Source organism: Sphingomonas azotifigens NBRC 15497, assembly GCF_002091475.1.
GTDB classification, from domain to species: Bacteria; Pseudomonadota; Alphaproteobacteria; order Sphingomonadales; family Sphingomonadaceae; genus Sphingomonas; species Sphingomonas azotifigens.
The window spans coordinates 25,138-42,651 of sequence record NZ_BCTR01000012.1 but is presented as its reverse complement, the minus strand read 5'-3'; the positions used below and the strand labels follow the sequence as shown (position 1 = coordinate 42,651).

At 66.3% G+C, this 17,514-nt stretch carries 16 protein-coding genes; 9 read left to right on the top strand and 7 right to left on the bottom strand.

Features of this window, described 5'->3' with window-relative positions; translation table 11 throughout:
• Positions 1-42: 42 nt before the first annotated feature.
• The 3 genes from SAZ01S_RS05545 to dapA form a co-directional block, all read right to left on the bottom strand.
• Positions 43-585, bottom strand: a complete 543-nt coding sequence (locus tag SAZ01S_RS05545; protein ID WP_245824629.1) for a DUF2062 domain-containing protein — start codon at positions 583-585, stop codon at positions 43-45.
• 1 nt (position 586) lies between these two features.
• Positions 587-1,069 carry an SsrA-binding protein SmpB gene (smpB, locus tag SAZ01S_RS05540; RefSeq protein ID WP_084580850.1) on the bottom strand — a complete coding sequence of 161 codons (483 nt, stop codon included), beginning with the start codon at positions 1,067-1,069 and terminating at the stop codon, positions 587-589.
• A gap of 67 nt (positions 1,070-1,136) precedes the next feature.
• Positions 1,137-2,018 carry a 4-hydroxy-tetrahydrodipicolinate synthase gene (dapA, locus tag SAZ01S_RS05535; RefSeq protein WP_084580848.1) on the bottom strand — a complete coding sequence of 294 codons (882 nt, stop codon included), beginning with the start codon at positions 2,016-2,018 and terminating at the stop codon, positions 1,137-1,139.
• A 70-nt stretch (positions 2,019-2,088) separates the two neighbouring features.
• On the opposite strand from dapA, the gene SAZ01S_RS05530 reads away from it, so the two are divergent.
• The 3 genes from SAZ01S_RS05530 (at position 2,089) to SAZ01S_RS05520 (ending at position 4,969) form a co-directional block, all read left to right on the top strand.
• On the top strand, positions 2,089-4,080 hold the full coding sequence (locus tag SAZ01S_RS05530) for a lytic transglycosylase domain-containing protein (RefSeq protein ID WP_084580846.1): 1,992 nt from the start codon (positions 2,089-2,091) through the stop codon (positions 4,078-4,080).
• Between the two features lie 15 nt (positions 4,081-4,095).
• Complete coding sequence (greB, locus tag SAZ01S_RS05525) at positions 4,096-4,575, top strand: transcription elongation factor GreB (RefSeq protein ID WP_084580844.1); 480 nt, start codon at positions 4,096-4,098, stop codon at positions 4,573-4,575.
• 115 nt (positions 4,576-4,690) lie between these two features.
• The gene (locus tag SAZ01S_RS05520; protein ID WP_084580843.1) at positions 4,691-4,969 is read left to right on the top strand and encodes an acylphosphatase; all 279 of its coding nucleotides are present in this window, start codon (positions 4,691-4,693) and stop codon (positions 4,967-4,969) included.
• Positions 4,970-5,042: 73 nt separating this feature from the next.
• On the opposite strand, the gene ettA is transcribed toward SAZ01S_RS05520, so the two are convergent.
• Entirely contained in the window at positions 5,043-6,722 is a 1,680-nt protein-coding gene (gene ettA / locus SAZ01S_RS05515) for an energy-dependent translational throttle protein EttA (protein ID WP_084580841.1), read from the bottom strand.
• A gap of 178 nt (positions 6,723-6,900) precedes the next feature.
• Positions 6,901-9,429, bottom strand: a complete 2,529-nt coding sequence (locus SAZ01S_RS05510) for a TonB-dependent receptor domain-containing protein (RefSeq protein ID WP_167693082.1) — start codon at positions 9,427-9,429, stop codon at positions 6,901-6,903.
• Positions 9,430-9,697: 268 nt separating this feature from the next.
• Here SAZ01S_RS05510 and SAZ01S_RS05505 point away from each other — a divergent pair, with 268 nt between their 5' ends.
• The 4 genes from SAZ01S_RS05505 (at position 9,698) to SAZ01S_RS05490 (ending at position 14,721) form a co-directional block, all read left to right on the top strand.
• On the top strand, positions 9,698-11,077 hold the full coding sequence (locus SAZ01S_RS05505) for a M20/M25/M40 family metallo-hydrolase (RefSeq protein WP_084580837.1): 1,380 nt from the start codon (positions 9,698-9,700) through the stop codon (positions 11,075-11,077).
• 154 nt (positions 11,078-11,231) lie between these two features.
• On the top strand, positions 11,232-11,459 hold the full coding sequence (locus SAZ01S_RS05500; RefSeq protein WP_084580835.1) for a hypothetical protein: 228 nt from the start codon (positions 11,232-11,234) through the stop codon (positions 11,457-11,459).
• Positions 11,460-11,631: 172 nt separating this feature from the next.
• A complete protein-coding gene (locus SAZ01S_RS05495) occupies positions 11,632-13,356 on the top strand; it encodes a B12-binding domain-containing radical SAM protein (RefSeq protein WP_167693081.1) in 1,725 nt (574 codons plus the stop codon).
• Between the two features lie 42 nt (positions 13,357-13,398).
• A complete protein-coding gene (locus SAZ01S_RS05490) occupies positions 13,399-14,721 on the top strand; it encodes a dicarboxylate/amino acid:cation symporter (protein WP_084580831.1) in 1,323 nt (440 codons plus the stop codon).
• Positions 14,722-14,727: 6 nt separating this feature from the next.
• Here SAZ01S_RS05490 and SAZ01S_RS05485 read toward each other — a convergent pair whose 3' ends face one another.
• Positions 14,728-15,315: a helix-turn-helix domain-containing protein gene (locus tag SAZ01S_RS05485; RefSeq protein ID WP_174596095.1), complete on the bottom strand. Its 588-nt coding sequence runs from the start codon at positions 15,313-15,315 to the stop codon at positions 14,728-14,730.
• A gap of 145 nt (positions 15,316-15,460) precedes the next feature.
• Here SAZ01S_RS05485 and folE point away from each other — a divergent pair, with 145 nt between their 5' ends.
• Together folE and SAZ01S_RS05475 are read left to right on the top strand one after the other, a co-directional pair.
• The gene (gene folE / locus SAZ01S_RS05480) at positions 15,461-16,075 is read left to right on the top strand and encodes a GTP cyclohydrolase I FolE (RefSeq protein ID WP_084580829.1); all 615 of its coding nucleotides are present in this window, start codon (positions 15,461-15,463) and stop codon (positions 16,073-16,075) included.
• Positions 16,076-16,089: 14 nt separating this feature from the next.
• Positions 16,090-17,037, top strand: coding sequence for an NAD(P)/FAD-dependent oxidoreductase (locus SAZ01S_RS05475; protein ID WP_084580827.1), 948 nt, complete (start codon positions 16,090-16,092; stop codon positions 17,035-17,037).
• On the opposite strand, the gene SAZ01S_RS05470 is transcribed toward SAZ01S_RS05475, so the two are convergent.
• The gene (locus SAZ01S_RS05470) at positions 17,038-17,484 is read right to left on the bottom strand and encodes a DUF3429 domain-containing protein (protein ID WP_084580826.1); all 447 of its coding nucleotides are present in this window, start codon (positions 17,482-17,484) and stop codon (positions 17,038-17,040) included. It lies immediately after the preceding gene.
• Positions 17,485-17,514 lie beyond the last annotated feature (30 nt).

Genomic DNA, 17,514 nt, shown 5'->3' with positions numbered 1-17,514 from the left:
TTCGGTCCCGGCGCCAGCGTCAAGCCGCGATCGCGTATCGGATCAGTCGCGGGCAGCCCGTGCGCGCAGTCGCAGCCGGCGCTTGCGGGCGATCCACCAGCGCCACAGCAGCGCGGTACCGGCATAGCCCAGCACCGACAGTGCGACCGCAATCGTCACCAGACCGGTAAGCGTCGCCGGCCCCGCCTCATGGAGCAGCCAGTCGAGCCAGCCCGGCGCCTCGCCTGCCGCCGTTGCGCTTGGCGTACCGGGCCCAAGCATCCAGCTTCCCAGCCAATAGGCGGCGACCCAGAGCGGCGGCGTCGTGAACGGATTGGTCAGGAAGGTTGTCGCCGCAGCGGCCGGGATATTCGCGCGCAGCGGCAGCGCCAGCACCGCCGAAGCCGGGATCTGGCCCATCGGCACCAGGATGCCGGTCACCATTCCCAGCGCCACCCCACGCGGCACCGAACGGCGGGTGAAGCGCCACAGCGAACTGTGCATCACCCGGCCGGCGATGGGCTTGAGCCAACGATGGGTCTCGATCGATTCGCGGCTCGGGATCGCGCTGTCGGCCAGGCGGCGCAGGCGGCCCGGCCGTGCCACCTCAGCCGCGGTCGCGGAGGATGCGCGACTGTTCGCGCTTCCAGTCGCGTTCCTTGATGGTTTCGCGCTTGTCATGCGTCTTCTTGCCCTTCGCCAGCGCCAGCTCGACCTTCGCCCGGCCCTTGCTGTTGAAATATACCGACAGCGGGACGAGCGTCATGCCCTCGCGGGCAACGGCCCCATGGAGCTTGTTAATTTCCCGCTCGTGAAGGAGCAGTTTACGCGGCCGCTTGGCCTCGTGGTTGAAGCGGTTGCCGTGGCTGAACTCGGGGATGTTGGCGTTTACCAGCCACACCGCCTCGTCCTTCACCTCGGCATAGGCCTCGGCGATCGATCCCTCGCCGAAGCGCAGCGACTTCACTTCGGTGCCGGTCAAGACCAGCCCGGCTTCGTAGGTCTGCTCGATGAAATAGTCGAAGCGGGCGCGCCGGTTCTCGGCGACGGTCTTCACTTTGTCGAAAGTTGCGGGACGCGGACGGGCCATAAGACCGCGCGATGTAGGGATGGAGCGGCCGGAGCGCCAGCCGTTTGTTGGCGCCCCGGTCCGTTCGTCAGAGAAGCCCGGCGAATTCCAGCGCGGCGTCGACCGCCTTCCGGCTCGCTTCGCCCGCTTCGGTCATCGGCAGGCGGAGTTCCTGCGGGAAGCCGGGGCGGACCCGGCCCATCGCGTACTTCACCGGCCCCGGCGAGGCATCGGTGAACATCGCGATGTGGAGCGGATAGAGCTTGTCGTGCAGGGCTAGCGCCCCGGCGGTGTCGCCGGCAGCCCAGGCCGCCTGGAATTCGGCACACAGCTTCGGCGCGACGTTCGCCGTCACCGAGACGCAGCCGACGCCGCCCATCGCGTTGAACGCCAGCGCGGTCTCGTCATTGCCCGAAAGCTGGACGAAGCCGGTGCCGCAGCCCGCGCGCTGTTCGGACACGCGGCCGAGGTTGCCGGTCGCGTCCTTCACGCCGACGAAGCGCTCGGGAAAGGCCTGGACGATCCGCGCCATGGTCGAGGGCTGGATGTCGGTGACCGTTCGGCCGGGCACGTTGTAGAGCACGATCGGCAGATCAGTCGCCTCGGCCACTGCGGCAAAATGGCGGAAAATGCCTTCCTGGCTCGGGCGGTTGTAATAGGGCGGCACCATCAGCGCGGCGTCGGCGCCTGCGTCCTTCGCCGCATGGACGTTGTCGATCGCCACGCGCGTGTCGTTCGAGCCGGCGCCGGCGAGGATCTTCACCCGACCTTTTGCCTGGTCGGCACACACCCGTACGATGTGGAAATGCTCGTCCTTCGGCATGGTCGCGGCCTCGCCTGTGGTGCCGCAGGGCACCAGCGCGGCGGAGCCTTCGCCGATCTGCCATTCGACGAGCGCGCGGAAATCCTCCTCCGCGAACGCGCCGTTTTGGAACGGCGTCACCAACGCAGGGATCGATCCAGAAAACATCGCGCGGAATCATCCTCTTTTCGGTATAAACGGGGTGGCAGATACGGGCGGATCTCCTATCATGTCCAGCATGGTCGGTACGGTACTCAAAGGCGCGTTGCTGTTCGCCGGTGTTTCGGGACTGGCGGCCTCCTCGCAGGTGACCCCTGCGATGCTGGCGGCGCTGGCGGGCGGCTTCGTGCCGCAGGCCCAGGCCCAGTTCGATCCGGTGAGCACGGCGCTGGTCGAATGGAAGCGGCTGCAGCAGTCGGACAATTACGCCTTTTCCGACTATGCCAATTTCCTGCTCGCCCATCCCGGTTGGCCCGGCGAGAAGAGCCGCCGCGCGGCCGCCGAGACGATCCTCGACAGCGGCGCGACCATGCCGGACCTCGCCGTCCGTTTCTTTACCCGCTTCCCGCCGATCACGCCGGCCGGCCGGCTACGCTATGCCGAGGCACTTGCTGCCGCCGGCCGCCGCGCCGAGGCCGAGGACCAGGCGCGGCGTGCCTGGCGCGCGGGCGTCCTGCGCGGCGCCGACGAAAGCAAGCTGCTCGCCGCGTTCGGCACCGCGCTCCGCCCGGCCGACCATGATGCGCGCGAGGACATGCTGCTGTGGCAGGGTGCTACGAGCATCGCGACGCGGCAGCTGGCCTTCACCTCGCCCGAGCTGCGCGCGGTGTTCGACGCGCGGATCGCCTATCGCACCAACGCCTATGACGCCGCGAGCAAGGCGAGCCTCGCCGAGGCACGCGGCGGCGCCGATCATGGCTATATCGCCGATCGGGCGCGCTGGCTCGGCCAGACCGGCCAAACCCAGCTGATGCGGTCGTACCTCGCCCAGCCGCGGCGGATGGCGGGTTTCCCGGGCGATCCGGAGAAATGGTACGAGGTGCTGCTGTCGGCCGCGCGCGGTGCGCTGGCGGACGGGCAGTATGACCTTGCCTATCGTATCGCTTCGCAGGTGGACGATGCCTTCCCCTCGGGCACCGACGTCAGCGATCTCTCGCTCGGCGTACGCGACGATTATACCAGCCTCACCTGGCTCGCGGGGACGGTGGCGCTCTACAATCTCGGGCGTCCGAACGATGCGGTCGGCATGTTCGCGCGCTATGGCCGCGGCTCGAAGACCCCCGGCACGCAGTCCAAGGGCATGTACTGGGCCGGTCGCGCCGCGGAGGCTGCCGGGAACATGTCGAGCGCGCAGGCCTATTACACCCGTGCCGGCGGCTTTCCCGACCTGTTCTACGGCCAGCTCGCGGTCGAGCGGCTCGGCCAGCCGCTGCGCGGCCCCCGCGACCTTTCCGGCAAGACTCCGACGCCGGGCGCGCGGGAGGCCTTCTACCGCCGCGAACTCGTCCGCGCCGCGCAGCTCCTCGGCCAGATGGGCAATCGCAGCGACCAGAGCCTGTTCCTCCGCAAGATCGCCGAGGACGCGACCACCGAGGACGACCATCTCCTTGCCGCCGATCTCAGCCGCACGCTGGGTCGCCCGGATCTGGGCGTGATGGTCGGCCGCAGCGCGTTGCAGAACGGCCTGTCCGACTATAGCGCCGCCGGCTACCCTTCCGTGAAGGTGCCCGAGGGGCAGCGCGATTATTGGACGATCATCCACGCCATCGCTCGCCAGGAAAGCCAGTTCAACCGCGACGCGGTAAGCCGCGCCGGCGCGCGCGGGCTGATGCAGCTGATGCCCGGCACCGCGCGTGAGACCTCGATCAAGCTCGGCAGGAGCTACAATCCCGGCGCGCTCAACGCCGACACCGATTACAATATCGAGCTCGGATCGAGCTATTTCCAGCGCATGCTCAATTACTATGGCGGCTGCTATCCGCTGGCGGTCGCGGCCTACAATGCCGGGCCGGGCAATGTGAACAAATGGCTGAGCGCCTATGGCGACCCGCGCCTGCCCGGCGGCGACATGGTCCGCTGGATCGAGCAGATCCCGATCTTCGAAACCAAGAACTACGTCCAGCGCGTGCTGGAAAACGCCGTGGTCTATGATCTGATGAATCCCTCCTATGCGCGCAGCAAGGGCACGGCGAACCTCAGCTGGTATCTGGGCAAGAGCCGGCCGGGCTGATAGCGCAGGGCGATCATGAACGATCGCCCCAACTATATCACGCCCGCAGGCTATGCGGCGCTCAAGGCCGAATATGACCAGCTCTTCGGGCACGAACGCCCCAAGCTGGTCGACACCATTGCCTGGGCGGCGGGCAATGGCGATCGCTCCGAGAATGGCGATTATATCTACGGCCGCAAGCGGTTGCGCGAGATCGATCGGCGGCTGGGCTTTCTTGCCCGGCGGATGAAGGCCGCCAAGGTCGTCGATCCCACCCGCCAGGAGGATCGCAGCGGCGTGTACTTCGGCGCCTGCGTGACCATCGCCGACGAGGACGACAACCACCGCACCCTCACCCTGGTCGGCGACGACGAGGCCGATGCCGGCAAGGGGCTGGTCGGCTGGAACGCACCGCTCGCCCGCGCCCTGCGCGGTGCCCGCATCGGCAACCTTCGCCGCGTGACGCTGCCGGCAGGCGAGCGCGAATATGAAGTGATCGCCATCACCTACCCCTGACGCGCTGGGGCCTGCCCCAGTTGCGGCGGACCGTTCGCCTTCCCCGCTTCCCATCTGTGCCAGACTGCTACAGGTGAGTGGAGCCCAGATCGTCGGGCGGGTATAAAGGGAGCGTATGGCGCAGCAGCGAATCCTGGTTTCGGGACGGGTACAGGGGGTCGGCTATCGCGACTGGGTGGTGCGAACCGCGCAGCGCAGCGGGCTGACCGGCTGGGTCCGCAACCTGCGGGACGGGCGGGTGGAGATCCTCGCCGCCGGCGAAGACACCGCGCTTAGCCTGCTGGTCGAGGCATGCCGCGAAGGTCCGCCGCTCGCCCGCGTCGAGCATGTCGAGAGCGTGCAGGTGGCGGAGGACAAGGCGCACAAGGGCTTCACCAAGCGCTTCACCGCGTAGCCCCGGTTCGCGGACAAACAAAAAGGGCCGCCTCGCAGCTGGCGAAGCGGCCCTTTCTTGTCTCTGGCGACGATCAGCGCGTCAGCTTCTTATAGGCCAGCGCGGTCGGACGATCGGCGGCATCGCCCAGGCGACGGCGCTTGTCTTCCTCATAGGCTTCGAAATTGCCCTCGAACCATTCGACATGGCTGTTGCCCTCGAAGGCGAGGATGTGCGTGGCGAGACGATCGAGGAAGAAGCGATCGTGGCTGATCACCACGGCGCAGCCCGCGAAATTCTCGATCGCCTCTTCCAGCGCACCCAGCGTTTCCACGTCGAGGTCGTTGGTCGGTTCGTCGAGCAGCAGCACGTTGCCGCCGCGCTTCAGCATCTTGGCGATGTTGACGCGGTTGCGCTCACCGCCCGAGAGCTTGCCGACATTCTTCTGCTGGTCCTGGCCCTTGAAGTTGAACGCGCCGACATAGGCACGCGTCGACTGGTCGTGGCCGTTGATCTTCATATAGTCGAGCCCGTCCGAGATTTCCTCCCAGACGTTCTTGCTGTCGTCGAGATGATCGCGGCTCTGGTCGACATAGCCGAGGCGCACGGTCGAGCCGATCTCGATATCGCCGGAGTCCGGGGTTTCCTGGCCGGTGATGATCTTGAACAGCGTCGACTTGCCCGCGCCGTTCGGTCCGATCACGCCGACGATGCCGCCCGGCGGCAGCATGAACGAGAGGTTCTCGAACAGCAGCTTGTCGCCGTACGCCTTGGAGATGTTCTTGGCCTCGATCACCTTGCCGCCCAGGCGCTCGGGCACCTGGATGACGATCTGGGCTTTGCCCGGCGTGCGGTTTTCCTGGCTGGCGACCAGCTGCTCGAACTTTGCGATACGCGCCTTCGACTTGGTCTGGCGGGCCTTGGCGCCCTGCCGGATCCACTCGAGCTCGTCCCGAATCGCCTTCTGGCGGCCGGTGGCCTCGCGGTCTTCCTGCTCGAGGCGCTTGGCCTTCTTCTCGAGATAGGTCGAGTAATTGCCCTCGTACGGGAAATACTTGCCGCGATCGATCTCGAGGATCCAATCGACCACATTGTCAAGGAAATAGCGGTCGTGGGTGATCATCAGCACCGCGCCGGCATATTCCTTGAGGTGGTTTTCCAGCCAGTTGACGCTTTCGGCGTCGAGATGGTTGGTCGGCTCGTCGAGCAGCAGGATCGACGGCTTCTGGATCAGCAGGCGGGTGAGCGCGATGCGGCGCTTTTCACCACCAGAGAGGTTCTCGACCGGCCAGTCGGACGGCGGGCAGCGCAGCGCTTCCATCGCGATCTCGAGCTGGTTGTCGAGGCTCCAGCCGTCGACCGCATCGATCTTGGCCTGGAGATCGCCCATCTCCTCCATCAGCGCGTCGAAATCGGTGTCGTCCTTGGGATCGCCCATTTCGGCCGAAATGGCGTTGAAGCGATCGACCATGTCCGCCACTTCGCGCGCGCCGTCCTTGACGTTCTCGAGCACGTTCTTGGTCGGATCGAGCTGCGGCTCCTGCGGCAGATAGCCGACGGTGATGTTCTCGCCCGGCCATGCCTCGCCGGCGAAATCCTTGTCGATGCCCGCCATGATCTTCATGAGCGTCGACTTGCCCGCACCGTTCGGACCGACGATGCCGATCTTGGCGCCCTGGTAGAATTGCAGGTTGATGTTGTTGAGCACCGGCTTGGGGGCGCCGGGGAAGGTCTTGGTCATGTCCTTCATGACGAAGGCGTACTGCGCAGCCACGGTGGCGGATCTCCGTTGCGAAAATTCTGGATGCTGGAAAGACGCGTGGCATGTAGCGATGCGGGCGCGGGTTGGCAACGCAGCGGGCGCGCCGCAATGCGCACACGCCGCGACAAAAGAAAGCCCCCGCCGGACGGTGTCCGACGGGGGTGAGGTTGGGGGGTAGCCCGAAAGGGTCTCAGAAGTTGAAGCGGATCGATCCCGCGACGGTGCGGCCGTTGATCGTGCGGACGCTGACGATACCGTCCGCAGGCATGCTGCCCTGGGTGACGTCAACCAGGCCCAGCGCGTTGAACAAGTTGCTGCCGGTGACCGAAACGGTGATTCGATCGATCGGTCGATACTCGATGAAGGCGTTGACGGTGCTGTAGGCCGGCATCTTGAGCTTGTTCACGTCCTGCGCGTAGCTCGATCCGGTATAGACCAGCGAGGATCCGAGACTGACCGCGCCCAGGTCCACCACCGGCATTGCCTGCACGATCAGCGTGGGCTGGTGGCGCGGGGTATTGCCGGCCAGCGCCGCATTGGTGCTGTCGCTCTTGATTTCGGCATGGGTATAGGTCGCCGCAGCGGTCAGGCTGAAGGGACCGCGCTGATAGCTGCCCTCGAACTCCGCACCATAGGCGCGATAGGTGCGGCTGAACGGCACGAGCGTAAGGACGCCATTGGCAGCGGCGTTGACCTGAAAATTCTGCTCCGCCGTGTTGGCCACGAAGCCCGTCAGATTCAGGGTCAGCGTGTCGGTGCGATACTTTACGCCCGCCTCCGCCTGGCGGACGGGATCGTAGACGTCCTTGCGATGCGCGGGCTTGCCAGTGACCGAATTGATGATCGGCGTAAAGTAAATCGAGTCCGCCAGCGCGCGGGCGCCCTTGCTGTAGCGCGCGAACGCGGCGAAGCTCTGCGAAATCCGGAAGTTCACGCCGACCGAATAGCTGACATAGTGATAGGAATAATCGACCGGGGCGGGCATGTCTGCCTGGATGCCGTCGGCCACCTGCTCCGGCTGGCTGATGACGCCGTCGCCATTGATGTCGAACGGGCGCCAGCGCGTGCGATTGCCGCCGAGTTCGATGCCGTAGCGCTGTCCCTTCACCTTGCCGCTGTCATAGCGAAGGCTGCCGCCGACTGACACGCGGCCCTTGTGGAAGTTCAGCGACCCGTAGGGCGCGGTAATGTCGTGATCGACGTCGCCATAGCGGTTGCCCGCCACGGTGAAGGGGAAGGTGCTGAATGCGGCAACCCCGCCCTGGGTCAGCTTCGTGCCCCCGGCCGTGCGCAGATCGAGGAGCGCCGAGTTCGGTCCGGCGAAATCCTGATAGCCCGCGTCCATCGACAGGATGGTGGTGAAGTTCTGGAGCGCCTTGTACACGCCGCTGGTCAGCGTCAGGTCTCCGCCGGCGACCTTCCATACCCGCGAGGCGCGGAAGTCGTTGACGAAATAGTCGGCCTTGGGGCTGCCCAGCGTGTTGAACGCGGTATAGGCTGCGAGACCGTTGCCGTTCAAGGTCGCCGGATTGGTGATCGCCTGCCCGGCATTGGGACCACTGGCATAGGAAAAGCTCGCGCCAGGACCGCCGAACATCGCGGCCAGCCTCCCCGCCGAAGTGACAATGATCGGCTGCGACCCGCCGACCGCACTCGAATTATTGCTGTACCGCATGCGATCGACAAAGGTCCAGGCGGCAATGTCGAACTTGGCTTCCAGGCCCAGCGCCTTGGACTTTACCCGCCATGCCTGCGACAGCGGATTGGGGAGGATCTTCGGATCGATGCTCACGCCGAGCAAGATCGGCAGGTTCTTCGAGATGGTGTTGTTCGTCCGCGGATCGAAGTTCGCGATCGGCGTATAGGTGGGATCGGCATCGCTCCCCGTTACCCCCATCGGACCCGCGGTGTAGAAGGCTTGCCGGTCGTCGAGCAGCTTGGCGTAGACGCGCACATAACCGTTGGTGAAGTCGCGGGTCACGTTGAGCTTCAGTTGCCCCCCATGGAAGCTGCTCGCACCCGGATCGCGCGCGCCGGCGCCGGCGCGATAATAGCCGCCGAGGTGAAAGCGCAGATTGCTGGAGAGGCGACCGCCATATTCGAAGTCGCCACGCTGGCTGTCATAATCGACCAACCCGGTGCTGAGCTCGACCGAACCGCCCTCCTCCTCGCCGGTCTTCGAGATGAAATTGAGGACGCCGCCCGGCGAGTTGGAGGCGAAGGTAGAGGCCGATCCGCCACGGATCGATTCGATTCGGGCGAGGTTCAGGTCCGGCCGCACGAGCATGTCGTTGTTGAGGTGGGAAAGATCGCCGAATTCGAGGACCGGCAGGCCGTCTTCCTGGAATTGCAGCCATTTCGAGCCGGTGCCCGCCAGCGGCAGGCCGCGAATGGTGTAATTGGCATAGCCGCCATTGCCCCAGTCCTCGACGCGGATGCCGGGCACCGTGCGCAACACTTCGCCCAGCGTGCGGGCGCCAATTTGCTCGATGCGCTCGCCGCCGATCGCGCTGGTCGAGATGGCGCTGTCCAGCAGGTCGCGGCCCTTGGCGACGCCAGTGGAGAACACCGCCTTGTTCGGCTTGGAGGCGGGCGCCGCTTGCGGATCGCCGGCATCGGCATGGGCTACGCCGCCGTTCGGAACGGCAACTTCGGGACCCGCATAGGCTGGGCCAGCGAGTGCGAGGAACGCAATCGAATTCATGAGCACGGTTTTCACCGGCATCCTCCCTACAGATATTTTCGTCTCTGCCATTGTAGAGAAGTCGGTTCGAACGGCGCTCGCAGGCATGGATTTTATGTCTATGGAAAATCACCTATTTGTATGATTTTACTGACGACTACGCCAACCTTGTCGAGATCTTCGACATTATTAAAACAGGCTTCCTTCAACGCGTTGCAATTTCTTCTCCAGAAATTTTGTGGGTCCCCGGAAACGGCGAGCGAGCCCCATTGCAATCGGTCACCCGCTGGTTAGCATCGCGTATATGATCAAGGTCCTCCCGCTCGCGGCCGCCGCCGCGCTCGCCCTTCCCCTTCCCGCCCTAGCCCAGACCGCCGCCCAGGTGGCGAGCGCGCGCGACGCCGCGCTGAAGGACGAGGTTGCCTGGGACGTGGTGGAGGGACTCACCACCGAGGTCGGCCAGCGCCTCGCCGCGACCGAGGCCGAGGCGCGTGCCCGAGCCTGGGGCGTCAAGAAGCTCACCGCGCTCGGCTTCCAGAACGTCCATATCGAGACCTATCGCATGCCGGTTTGGGTGCGCGGCGTGGAGACGGCGGAAGTGCTCGGCGCATCGTCGCAGAAGCTCAGCATCGCCGCGCTCGGCTATTCGGGATCGACCGGCGCGCAGCCGCTCGAAGCCGAAATCGTCTATTTCCCCTCGCTCGCCGATCTCCAGGCGGCGCCGGCCGGCAGCCTCAAGGGCAAGATCGCCTTTATCGACCATGCGATGGTGCCGACGCAGGACGGCTCGCAATATGGCTATTACGGTGCCGTCCGCCGCGCCGGTCCCAGCATCGCCGCCGGCAAGGGCGCCGCCGCCGTGCTGATCCGCTCGATCGGCACCGATCACCACCGCAACCCGCATACCGGCGTCACCACCTGGGCCAAGGGTGTCTCGCCGATCGCGGCGGCCGCACTCTCCGTGCCGGACGCCGAGCAACTGGTGCGACTGGTCAAGCGCGGGCCGGTGAAGCTGCGCCTCAGCGTCACGCCGCAATTCAAGGGCGAGGCGGAATCGGGCAACGTCATCGCCGACATTCCCGGCAGCGATCCGGCGGCCGGCGTCATCGTCGTCGGCGGCCATCTCGACAGCTGGGACCTCGGCACCGGCGCGATTGACGACGCGGCTGGCGTCGCGATCACCACCGCCGCGGCGCTGCAGGCGGCGAAGCTGGGCCAGCCGCGCCGCACGATCCGCGTGGTGTGGTTCGGCGCCGAGGAAGTCGGCGGCTTTGGCGGCGCGGCCTATGCCAAGGCGCATGCGGCCGAACGCCACGCGCTGGCGATGGAATCCGATTTCGGCGCCGACCGGATCTGGAAGTTCGAGACCAACCTCCCGACCGGCGCAAAGGCGATCGCCGACCGGCTGGAAACCGCGCTCTATCCGATCGGCATCGAGCGTGGCCGCGGCGTGGCGCATGGCGGCACCGATGTCGAACCGATCCTCGCGCGCAGCGTCGGCACGATCGGCATGAACCAGTCGGGCCTGCGCTATTTCGACCTGCACCACACGCCCGACGACACGCTCGACAAGATCGATCCCGAGCAGCTGCGCCAGAACGTCGCGGCCTGGGCGGCGATGCTCGCCATCGTAGCAAATGCACCCGAAGAGATTGGCCCGGTACAAACTCCCAGCCAGGAGTGACACCTGCCCCAAATCGGGCAAAAACATGGCATATCCACGGCGTTGCGACATATTTGTGATTGACGCAACCCGTGGTCCATACCATGCACCGGGTTCGTCGCCGCCGGTCGAACCGCAGGCGAAACGAGTTTCAGATTGATGTGGGAGCACCCGGATGATCAAGCTTCGCCTGATGGCCGCCGCAATGGCGCTGGTGCCGCTCGCGGCGTGCAGCGGCGGTGAGGGCAATGTGGCGGACGCATCCAATGGCGCGCCCGAAGCCAATGCGATGATCTACCAGAACGATGCCGAGGACCGCGCCAATGCCGAGGCCGAGGCAATGATCGGCAACGCCACGCCGGACAACGGAACGGACAGCACGACGCCGGGCAACGGCGGCTGACGCGGCGCAAATTCGATCCGGATAGGGGTGCTGCCGGTTCGGTAGCATCCCTTTTTCATTTCCGCGCATCGTCTTGCGGCGACTTCCTCCGGTACTGCCCGCTTAGATACTTGTGCTGGCCCATCGTCTCGTCTTGCGGTATTTTTACCGCATGGGGGATTTTCAAATCTATTTGATCAAGCCCACGCGCTATGACGACGAGGGTTATCCGCTCCAATGGTGGCGGTCGATCATCCCGTCCAATTCGCTCGCCTGCCTCACCGGCATCGTCCAGAATGCGCTGGATCGCGGCGTGCTCGCCGGCCGGACGGTGGACCTCCACCCGATGGACGAGATCCACAGCCGGGTCGATCCACAGCGCATTCTCCGCGCCATTCGCCGCGCGGGCGGCAAGGGGTTCGTCGGCCTGGTCGGGGTGCAGACCAACCAATTTCCGCGCGCGATGGACCTGGCGCGGCAGTTCCGCGCGGCGGACGTGCCGGTCGCGATCGGCGGCTTTCACGTCTCGGGCGTGGTATCGATGCTGAAGACGCTTACCCCGGAACTCCGCGAGGCGCAGGCACTCGGCATCGGCCTGTTTGCCGGGGAGGCCGAGCAAGGTCGTATCGACGAGGTGCTCGAGGACGCCTGGAACGGCCAACTGAAGCCGCTATACGATCACCTCAAGGTCACGCCCGGCCTGGAAGGGGCGCCGATCCCGCTGCTGCCCAAGGGGCAGGTGGCACGCAACATCAACAAATATGCCAGCCTCGATCTCGGCCGCGGCTGTCCGTTCGAATGCAGCTTCTGCACGATCATCAACGTCCAGGGACGCAAGAGCCGGTTCCGCTCGGTCGAGGATCTCGAGGCGATCGTGCGGGCAAATGCCGCGCAGGGCTTCAACCGTTTCTTCCTCACCGACGACAATTTCGCCCGGAACAAGAACTGGGAAGCCTTTTGCGACAAGCTGATCGCGCTGGCCGCGGAGGGGCTGCCGGCACGTCTGGTCATCCAGGTCGATACGCTGGCACATCGGATTCCACGGTTCGTCGAGAAATGCGTGGCCGCCGGCGCCGACCAGATCTTCATCGGTCTCGAGAACATCAACGCGGATAATCTTGAAGCCGCGAAGAAACGCCAGAACCGCGTCGAGGATTATCGCGCGATGGTCCTTGCGTGGAAGCGGCATCCGGTGGTGATCACTTGCGGCTACATCATCGGTTTTTCCAACGACAGCTACCCATCGATCCTGCACGACATCGCCATCCTCAAGGACGAGCTTGCCATTGACACGCTCTACCTCAACTATCTGACGCCGCTGCCGGGCAGCGAGGATCATCGCCGCCTGCACGCTGTGGGCGCCTGGATGGACCCGGACCTCAACAAGTACGATCTCAACCACCGCGTCACCCACCACGCCCACATGACCGACGATGAATGGGACCGGGCGTTTCGCGATGCCCATCGCAGCTTCTACACCTGGGAGCATATGGAGCGCATCCTGCGGCGGATGGTGGCACTCGGCTCGAACAAGAAGCTGACGACCGTGAACCGACTGGTCGCCTATCGCGAGGCGGTGCGGTTGGAAGGCGTGGCGAAGCTCGAGGCGGGCTATGTGCGGATCAAGCGCCGGCGGCAGCGGCGGTCCGGCATGCCGATCGAACATCCCCTGACATTCTATCCGCGTTATCTCGGCCATTTGTGCCATTCGCTGGGCGGCACGATCCATACCTATGTCCGGCTGCGGCGGGTGCTCGCACGGATCCTGCGCGATCCGGCGCGCTTCGACTATGTCGATCGCGCGATCACACCGGTCTGCGAGGAAGAACTGCAGTTGCTCCGCGATACCCGATCGACGCCCTATGCGGACCGCCGCCGCGCCTCGACTGCGCATCCGGCCCCGGCACCGGCGGACTAGGGGCGCGTTGACCGTATCCCGGCCCCCGCCTAGATTCGCCGCATGCTTCCCTCTGCCGATCGAACCAAACCGCACCGTCCCTGGTGGCGCCTGCTCTATACCTGGGTCCTGATCGGGATCGTCGCCGGCGTGGCGACCGGCGCCTTCCTGCCGGGCTTCGGGGCGGGCCTCCAGCCGCTGGGGCAGGCGTTCATCGCGCTGGTGAAGATGATCATCCCGCCGGTGATCTTCCTCACCGTCGTCACCGGCATCGCAGGGTCGCACGGGGTCGGATCGCTGGGCCGGGTGGCGGTCAAGGCCTTTGCCTATTTCCTGGTCTTCTCCACCCTTGCGCTCATCGTCGGGCTCATCGTCTCGCACCTGATCCAGCCCGGCGCGGGCATGCATGTCGATCCGCGTACGCTCGATGCCAGCGCCGTGCAGGGCTACGCCGCCAAGGCCCATGAGAGCACGCTCACCGGGTTCCTGCTCGCGATCATCCCCGAAACGCTGGTGTCCGCCTTTACCAGCGGTTCGATCCTGCAGGTGCTGTTCGTCGCGATCCTGTTCGGCATCGCGCTGTCGCTGGTCGGCGAGCCCGCCGCGCCCGTGACCGATCTGCTCGAGCGCCTCGCGACCGTGGTCTTCCGCCTCGTGTCGCTGGTGATGTGGGCGGCGCCCGTCGGCGCGTTCGGCGCGATGGCGTTCACCGTCGGCAAATATGGCGTCGGCACGCTGGTCAGCCTCGGCGCGCTGGTCGGCACCTTCTATCTCACCTCGGCGCTGTTCGTGCTGGTCGTGCTGGGCACCGTGGGTGCGCTCACCGGCTTTTCGATCCTCAAGCTGCTGCGCTACCTGCGCGCCGAGTTGCTGCTGGTGCTCGGCACCTCCTCGTCCGAGGCCGCGCTGCCCGCGCTGATCGAGAAGATGCAGGCAGCCGGCGCCGCGCGCGAGGTGGTCGGCGTCGTCGTTCCCGCCGGCTATTCGTTCAACCTCGACGGCACCAATATCTACATGACGCTGGCGGCGCTGTTCATTGCCCAGGCGACCGGGGTCCATCTCTCGCTCGGCGAGCAGCTCGCGCTGCTCGGGGTCGCGATGCTGAGCTCGAAGGGCGCGGCGGGCGTCACCGGCGCCGGGTTCATCACGCTGGCCGCAACGCTGGCAATCGTCCCCAAGGTGCCCGTCGCCGGCATGGCGCTGGTGCTGGGCGTCGACCGGTTCATGAGCGAGTGCCGCAGCCTCACCAACTTCATCGGCAATGCAGTGGCGACGCTCGTCGTCGCGCGGTGGGAGGGCAAGCTCGACCGCGAGGCACTCGCCCGCGCGCTGGACGGGCATCCCGCCCCGCTCACGGCCGCCTCCGGCGAGCGCGACCCTGACTGACCACGCTCAATAGCCGGCTTCGATCGCCATCCGCACCGCGTCCGCCGCGGTCCGCACGCCGAGTGCGCGGAACATCGCGGCGCGATGCATCTTGATCGTCCGCTCGGTCAGGCCGAGATCATAGGCGATCTGCTTGTTGAGCTTGCCCGCGGCCATCGCGATCAACACCGCGCGCTGACGCGGGGACAGCGCGTCGATCTTGTCGCGTGCCACCGTGGCGCGGTGGGTGGTACCCTCCTTCGGCCCCTCCACTTCCATCTGCGAGCCGAGGAAATATTCGAGCTCGCCGTCCTCGCCAAAGATCGGCGCGACGAGCACCGCGTTGCGGAACGGCGTTCCGTCCTTCTTGTAGTTGAGGATCTCCACCATCACCGGGCGCTTCTCGCGCACCCCGGCGCTCAGCGCCTCGCTCAGCCAGGGTTCGGTCTTGTCGCCGGAGAGAAAGCGGCAGTTGCGGCCGACGATCTCGTCGCGTTGATAGCCGGTCAGCGCGATGAACGCCTCGTTGCAGTCGATGATGGGATTGTCGGGCAGGCGGGGGTTGCTCAGCACCGCGGCGACGGCGCTCCCGGCGATCATGTCGGTCAGTGGCATTGGTCGGCTTTCTGCATCCTTACAGGGTCGCGCAAGCGGATACCCTTTTGTCCATGTTCCCGGTTTCGGCCGGGTTCCTCATGTGGAGGACACTCGATGCCGGCGTGCCAGGCGAACGCTGCCGGTGAAACGAAAGGTAGGCCCGATGAACTTCTTCTGCAACGATATAGAGCGGGCCGAGAACGAAACTGCGCAGGAAATGGTCCCGGACGAAGTGCAGGAAGCGGTTCGCACCCTGCTGCGTTGGGTCGGCGAGGACCCGGAGCGGGAAGGACTGCGCGACACGCCGCTTCGCCACGCCAAGGCCTGGCGCGAATATTGCGCCGGCTATGACGAGGATCCCGGCATGCACCTCGCCCGCACCTTCGAGGAAGTCGCGGGCTATGACGAGATCGTGCTTCTGAAGGACATTCCCTTCCAGTCGCACTGCGAGCATCATCTGGCGCCGATCACCGGCAAGGCGTCGATCGCCTATCTGCCGAAGGACCGGGTGGTCGGCATCTCCAAGCTAGCGCGCGTGCTGCACGGCTATGCCCGCCGCCTGCAGATCCAGGAGCGGCTGACCGCCGAAATCGCCCAGGCGATCTGGACCCATCTCAAGCCCGCCGGCGTCGCAGTGGTGATCGAGGCGCAGCATGGCTGCATGACCGGACGCGGCGTGAAGACGCACGGCGTCGGCATGGTCACCAGCCGGATGCTGGGTTGTTTCCTCGAGGATCGCAGCAGCCGGGCCGAACTGATGTCGCTGATGGGCTATTGAGCGGGGTCGCTGCGATGGAGGTGGTGATCCTCGGCGCCGGCATTGCGGGCCTTGCCTGCGCCGACCAGTTGCAGGCTGCCGGTCATCGGGTGACACTGTTCGACAAGGGGCGCGGCCCCGGCGGTCGCATGTCCACCCGGCGCGTCGAGCTGGACGGGCAGCAGCTGCAGTTCGATCACGGCGCGCAATATTTTACCGTGCGCGACGACCGGTTTCGGCGGCAGGTGCAGGACTGGCACGCGCAGGGCGTGGCCAGTCCCTGGCACGAAGCCGGACCCGACGCGTGGGTCGGCACCCCGGCGATGAACGCCCCGGTGCGCCACATGGCATCGGCGCATCGCGTCCATTTCGGCCATCATGTCGTCGGCCTCACCCGCAGCGCGCAAGGCTGGCACGTCCGGCTGCAGGAGCAGCAGCACGGCCCCTTCGACGCCGCGATCATCGCCCTTCCCGCCGAACAGGCCGCCGCAATCCTCGGCACGCACGACCTGATGATGGCGGCCGACGCGATGGCCGCGCGGTCGCAGCCCTGCTGGACCGCGATGATCGCCTTCGAAGGGCGGCTGCCGATCGCCGCCGACAGCATCCGGCAGCATGGCATCATCGGCTGGGCCGCGCGGGACGGCGCCAAGCCCGGCCGCCACGATGGCGAGACCTGGGTGGTGCAGGGCCACGGCTCCTGGTCCACCGCGCATCTCGAGGATGCGCCGGACACGGTGGCGCAGGCGCTGCTCGCCGCGCTGCTCGCCCATGCCGAGGGTCCGGTGCCCGCCCTCCGCTACCTCGCGGCGCACCGCTGGCGGTTCGCGATGACGCCGGGCGTCGACAAGGGCGCCCTGTGGAACGGCAACCTTCGCCTGGGCGCCTGTGGCGACTGGCTGAACGGCCCGCGGGTGGAGCTGGCCTGGCTCTCCGGCCATCGGCTCGGCACGATGATCGGCAGCGCCGCCGCCGCCGCGTAGCTAGAGCAGCGCGAGCGCCAGCGTCAGCGCGCCCAGCCCGGTAGAAAGCTGGAGGCGCAGCGCGATCCAGCCCTCCACCTGCACCTGCTTGCGGGCGAGCACCAGGTCGACGATCGGCGAGAGCAGGATCGCCGCGCCCAGCGCCAGCAGCGCCTCTTCCGTCGTCCAGCGGAGCAGCCGTAGCAGCATCAGCGCCCAGGCGATCAGCGACGGCAGCACCGCGATGCCGAACAATGCGGGCGAGGTCTTGCCGCGCGCGACGCCCCGCCCCCACCACAGTCCGCCGAGGAAGCTGAAGATCAGCGCGGCATAGCCGAAGCCGGCGTCGAGCCATGCCACGCGGTGCATCGGCAGCAGGACCAGGCCGGCGGCACAGCCGATCAGCGGCAGCAGCCCGGCATAGCCGAGGAGCCGCGCGGCGGGGGCAAGCGGAGCAGGATGTTCCATGCTCCTGGGATCGCGCGCAGGCCGCCAGCG

Excerpts from the sequence above, each read along its gene's own strand:
- folE (WP_084580829.1), top strand. The coding sequence starts at position 15,461 with ATGAACTTCTTCTGCAACGATATAGAGCGGGCCGAGAACGAAACTGCG.
- SAZ01S_RS05505 (WP_084580837.1), top strand. The coding sequence starts at position 9,698 with ATGATCAAGGTCCTCCCGCTCGCGGCCGCCGCCGCGCTCGCCCTTCCC.
- SAZ01S_RS05485 (WP_174596095.1), bottom strand. The coding sequence starts at position 15,315 with ATGCCACTGACCGACATGATCGCCGGGAGCGCCGTCGCCGCGGTGCTG.
- dapA (WP_084580848.1), bottom strand. The coding sequence starts at position 2,018 with ATGTTTTCTGGATCGATCCCTGCGTTGGTGACGCCGTTCCAAAACGGC.
- SAZ01S_RS05500 (WP_084580835.1), top strand. The coding sequence starts at position 11,232 with ATGATCAAGCTTCGCCTGATGGCCGCCGCAATGGCGCTGGTGCCGCTC.
- SAZ01S_RS05490 (WP_084580831.1), top strand. The coding sequence starts at position 13,399 with ATGCTTCCCTCTGCCGATCGAACCAAACCGCACCGTCCCTGGTGGCGC.
- SAZ01S_RS05520 (WP_084580843.1), top strand. The coding sequence starts at position 4,691 with ATGGCGCAGCAGCGAATCCTGGTTTCGGGACGGGTACAGGGGGTCGGC.
- greB (WP_084580844.1), top strand. The coding sequence starts at position 4,096 with ATGAACGATCGCCCCAACTATATCACGCCCGCAGGCTATGCGGCGCTC.
- SAZ01S_RS05530 (WP_084580846.1), top strand. The coding sequence starts at position 2,089 with ATGGTCGGTACGGTACTCAAAGGCGCGTTGCTGTTCGCCGGTGTTTCG.
- smpB (WP_084580850.1), bottom strand. The coding sequence starts at position 1,069 with ATGGCCCGTCCGCGTCCCGCAACTTTCGACAAAGTGAAGACCGTCGCC.
- SAZ01S_RS05470 (WP_084580826.1), bottom strand. The coding sequence starts at position 17,484 with ATGGAACATCCTGCTCCGCTTGCCCCCGCCGCGCGGCTCCTCGGCTAT.
- SAZ01S_RS05475 (WP_084580827.1), top strand. The coding sequence starts at position 16,090 with ATGGAGGTGGTGATCCTCGGCGCCGGCATTGCGGGCCTTGCCTGCGCC.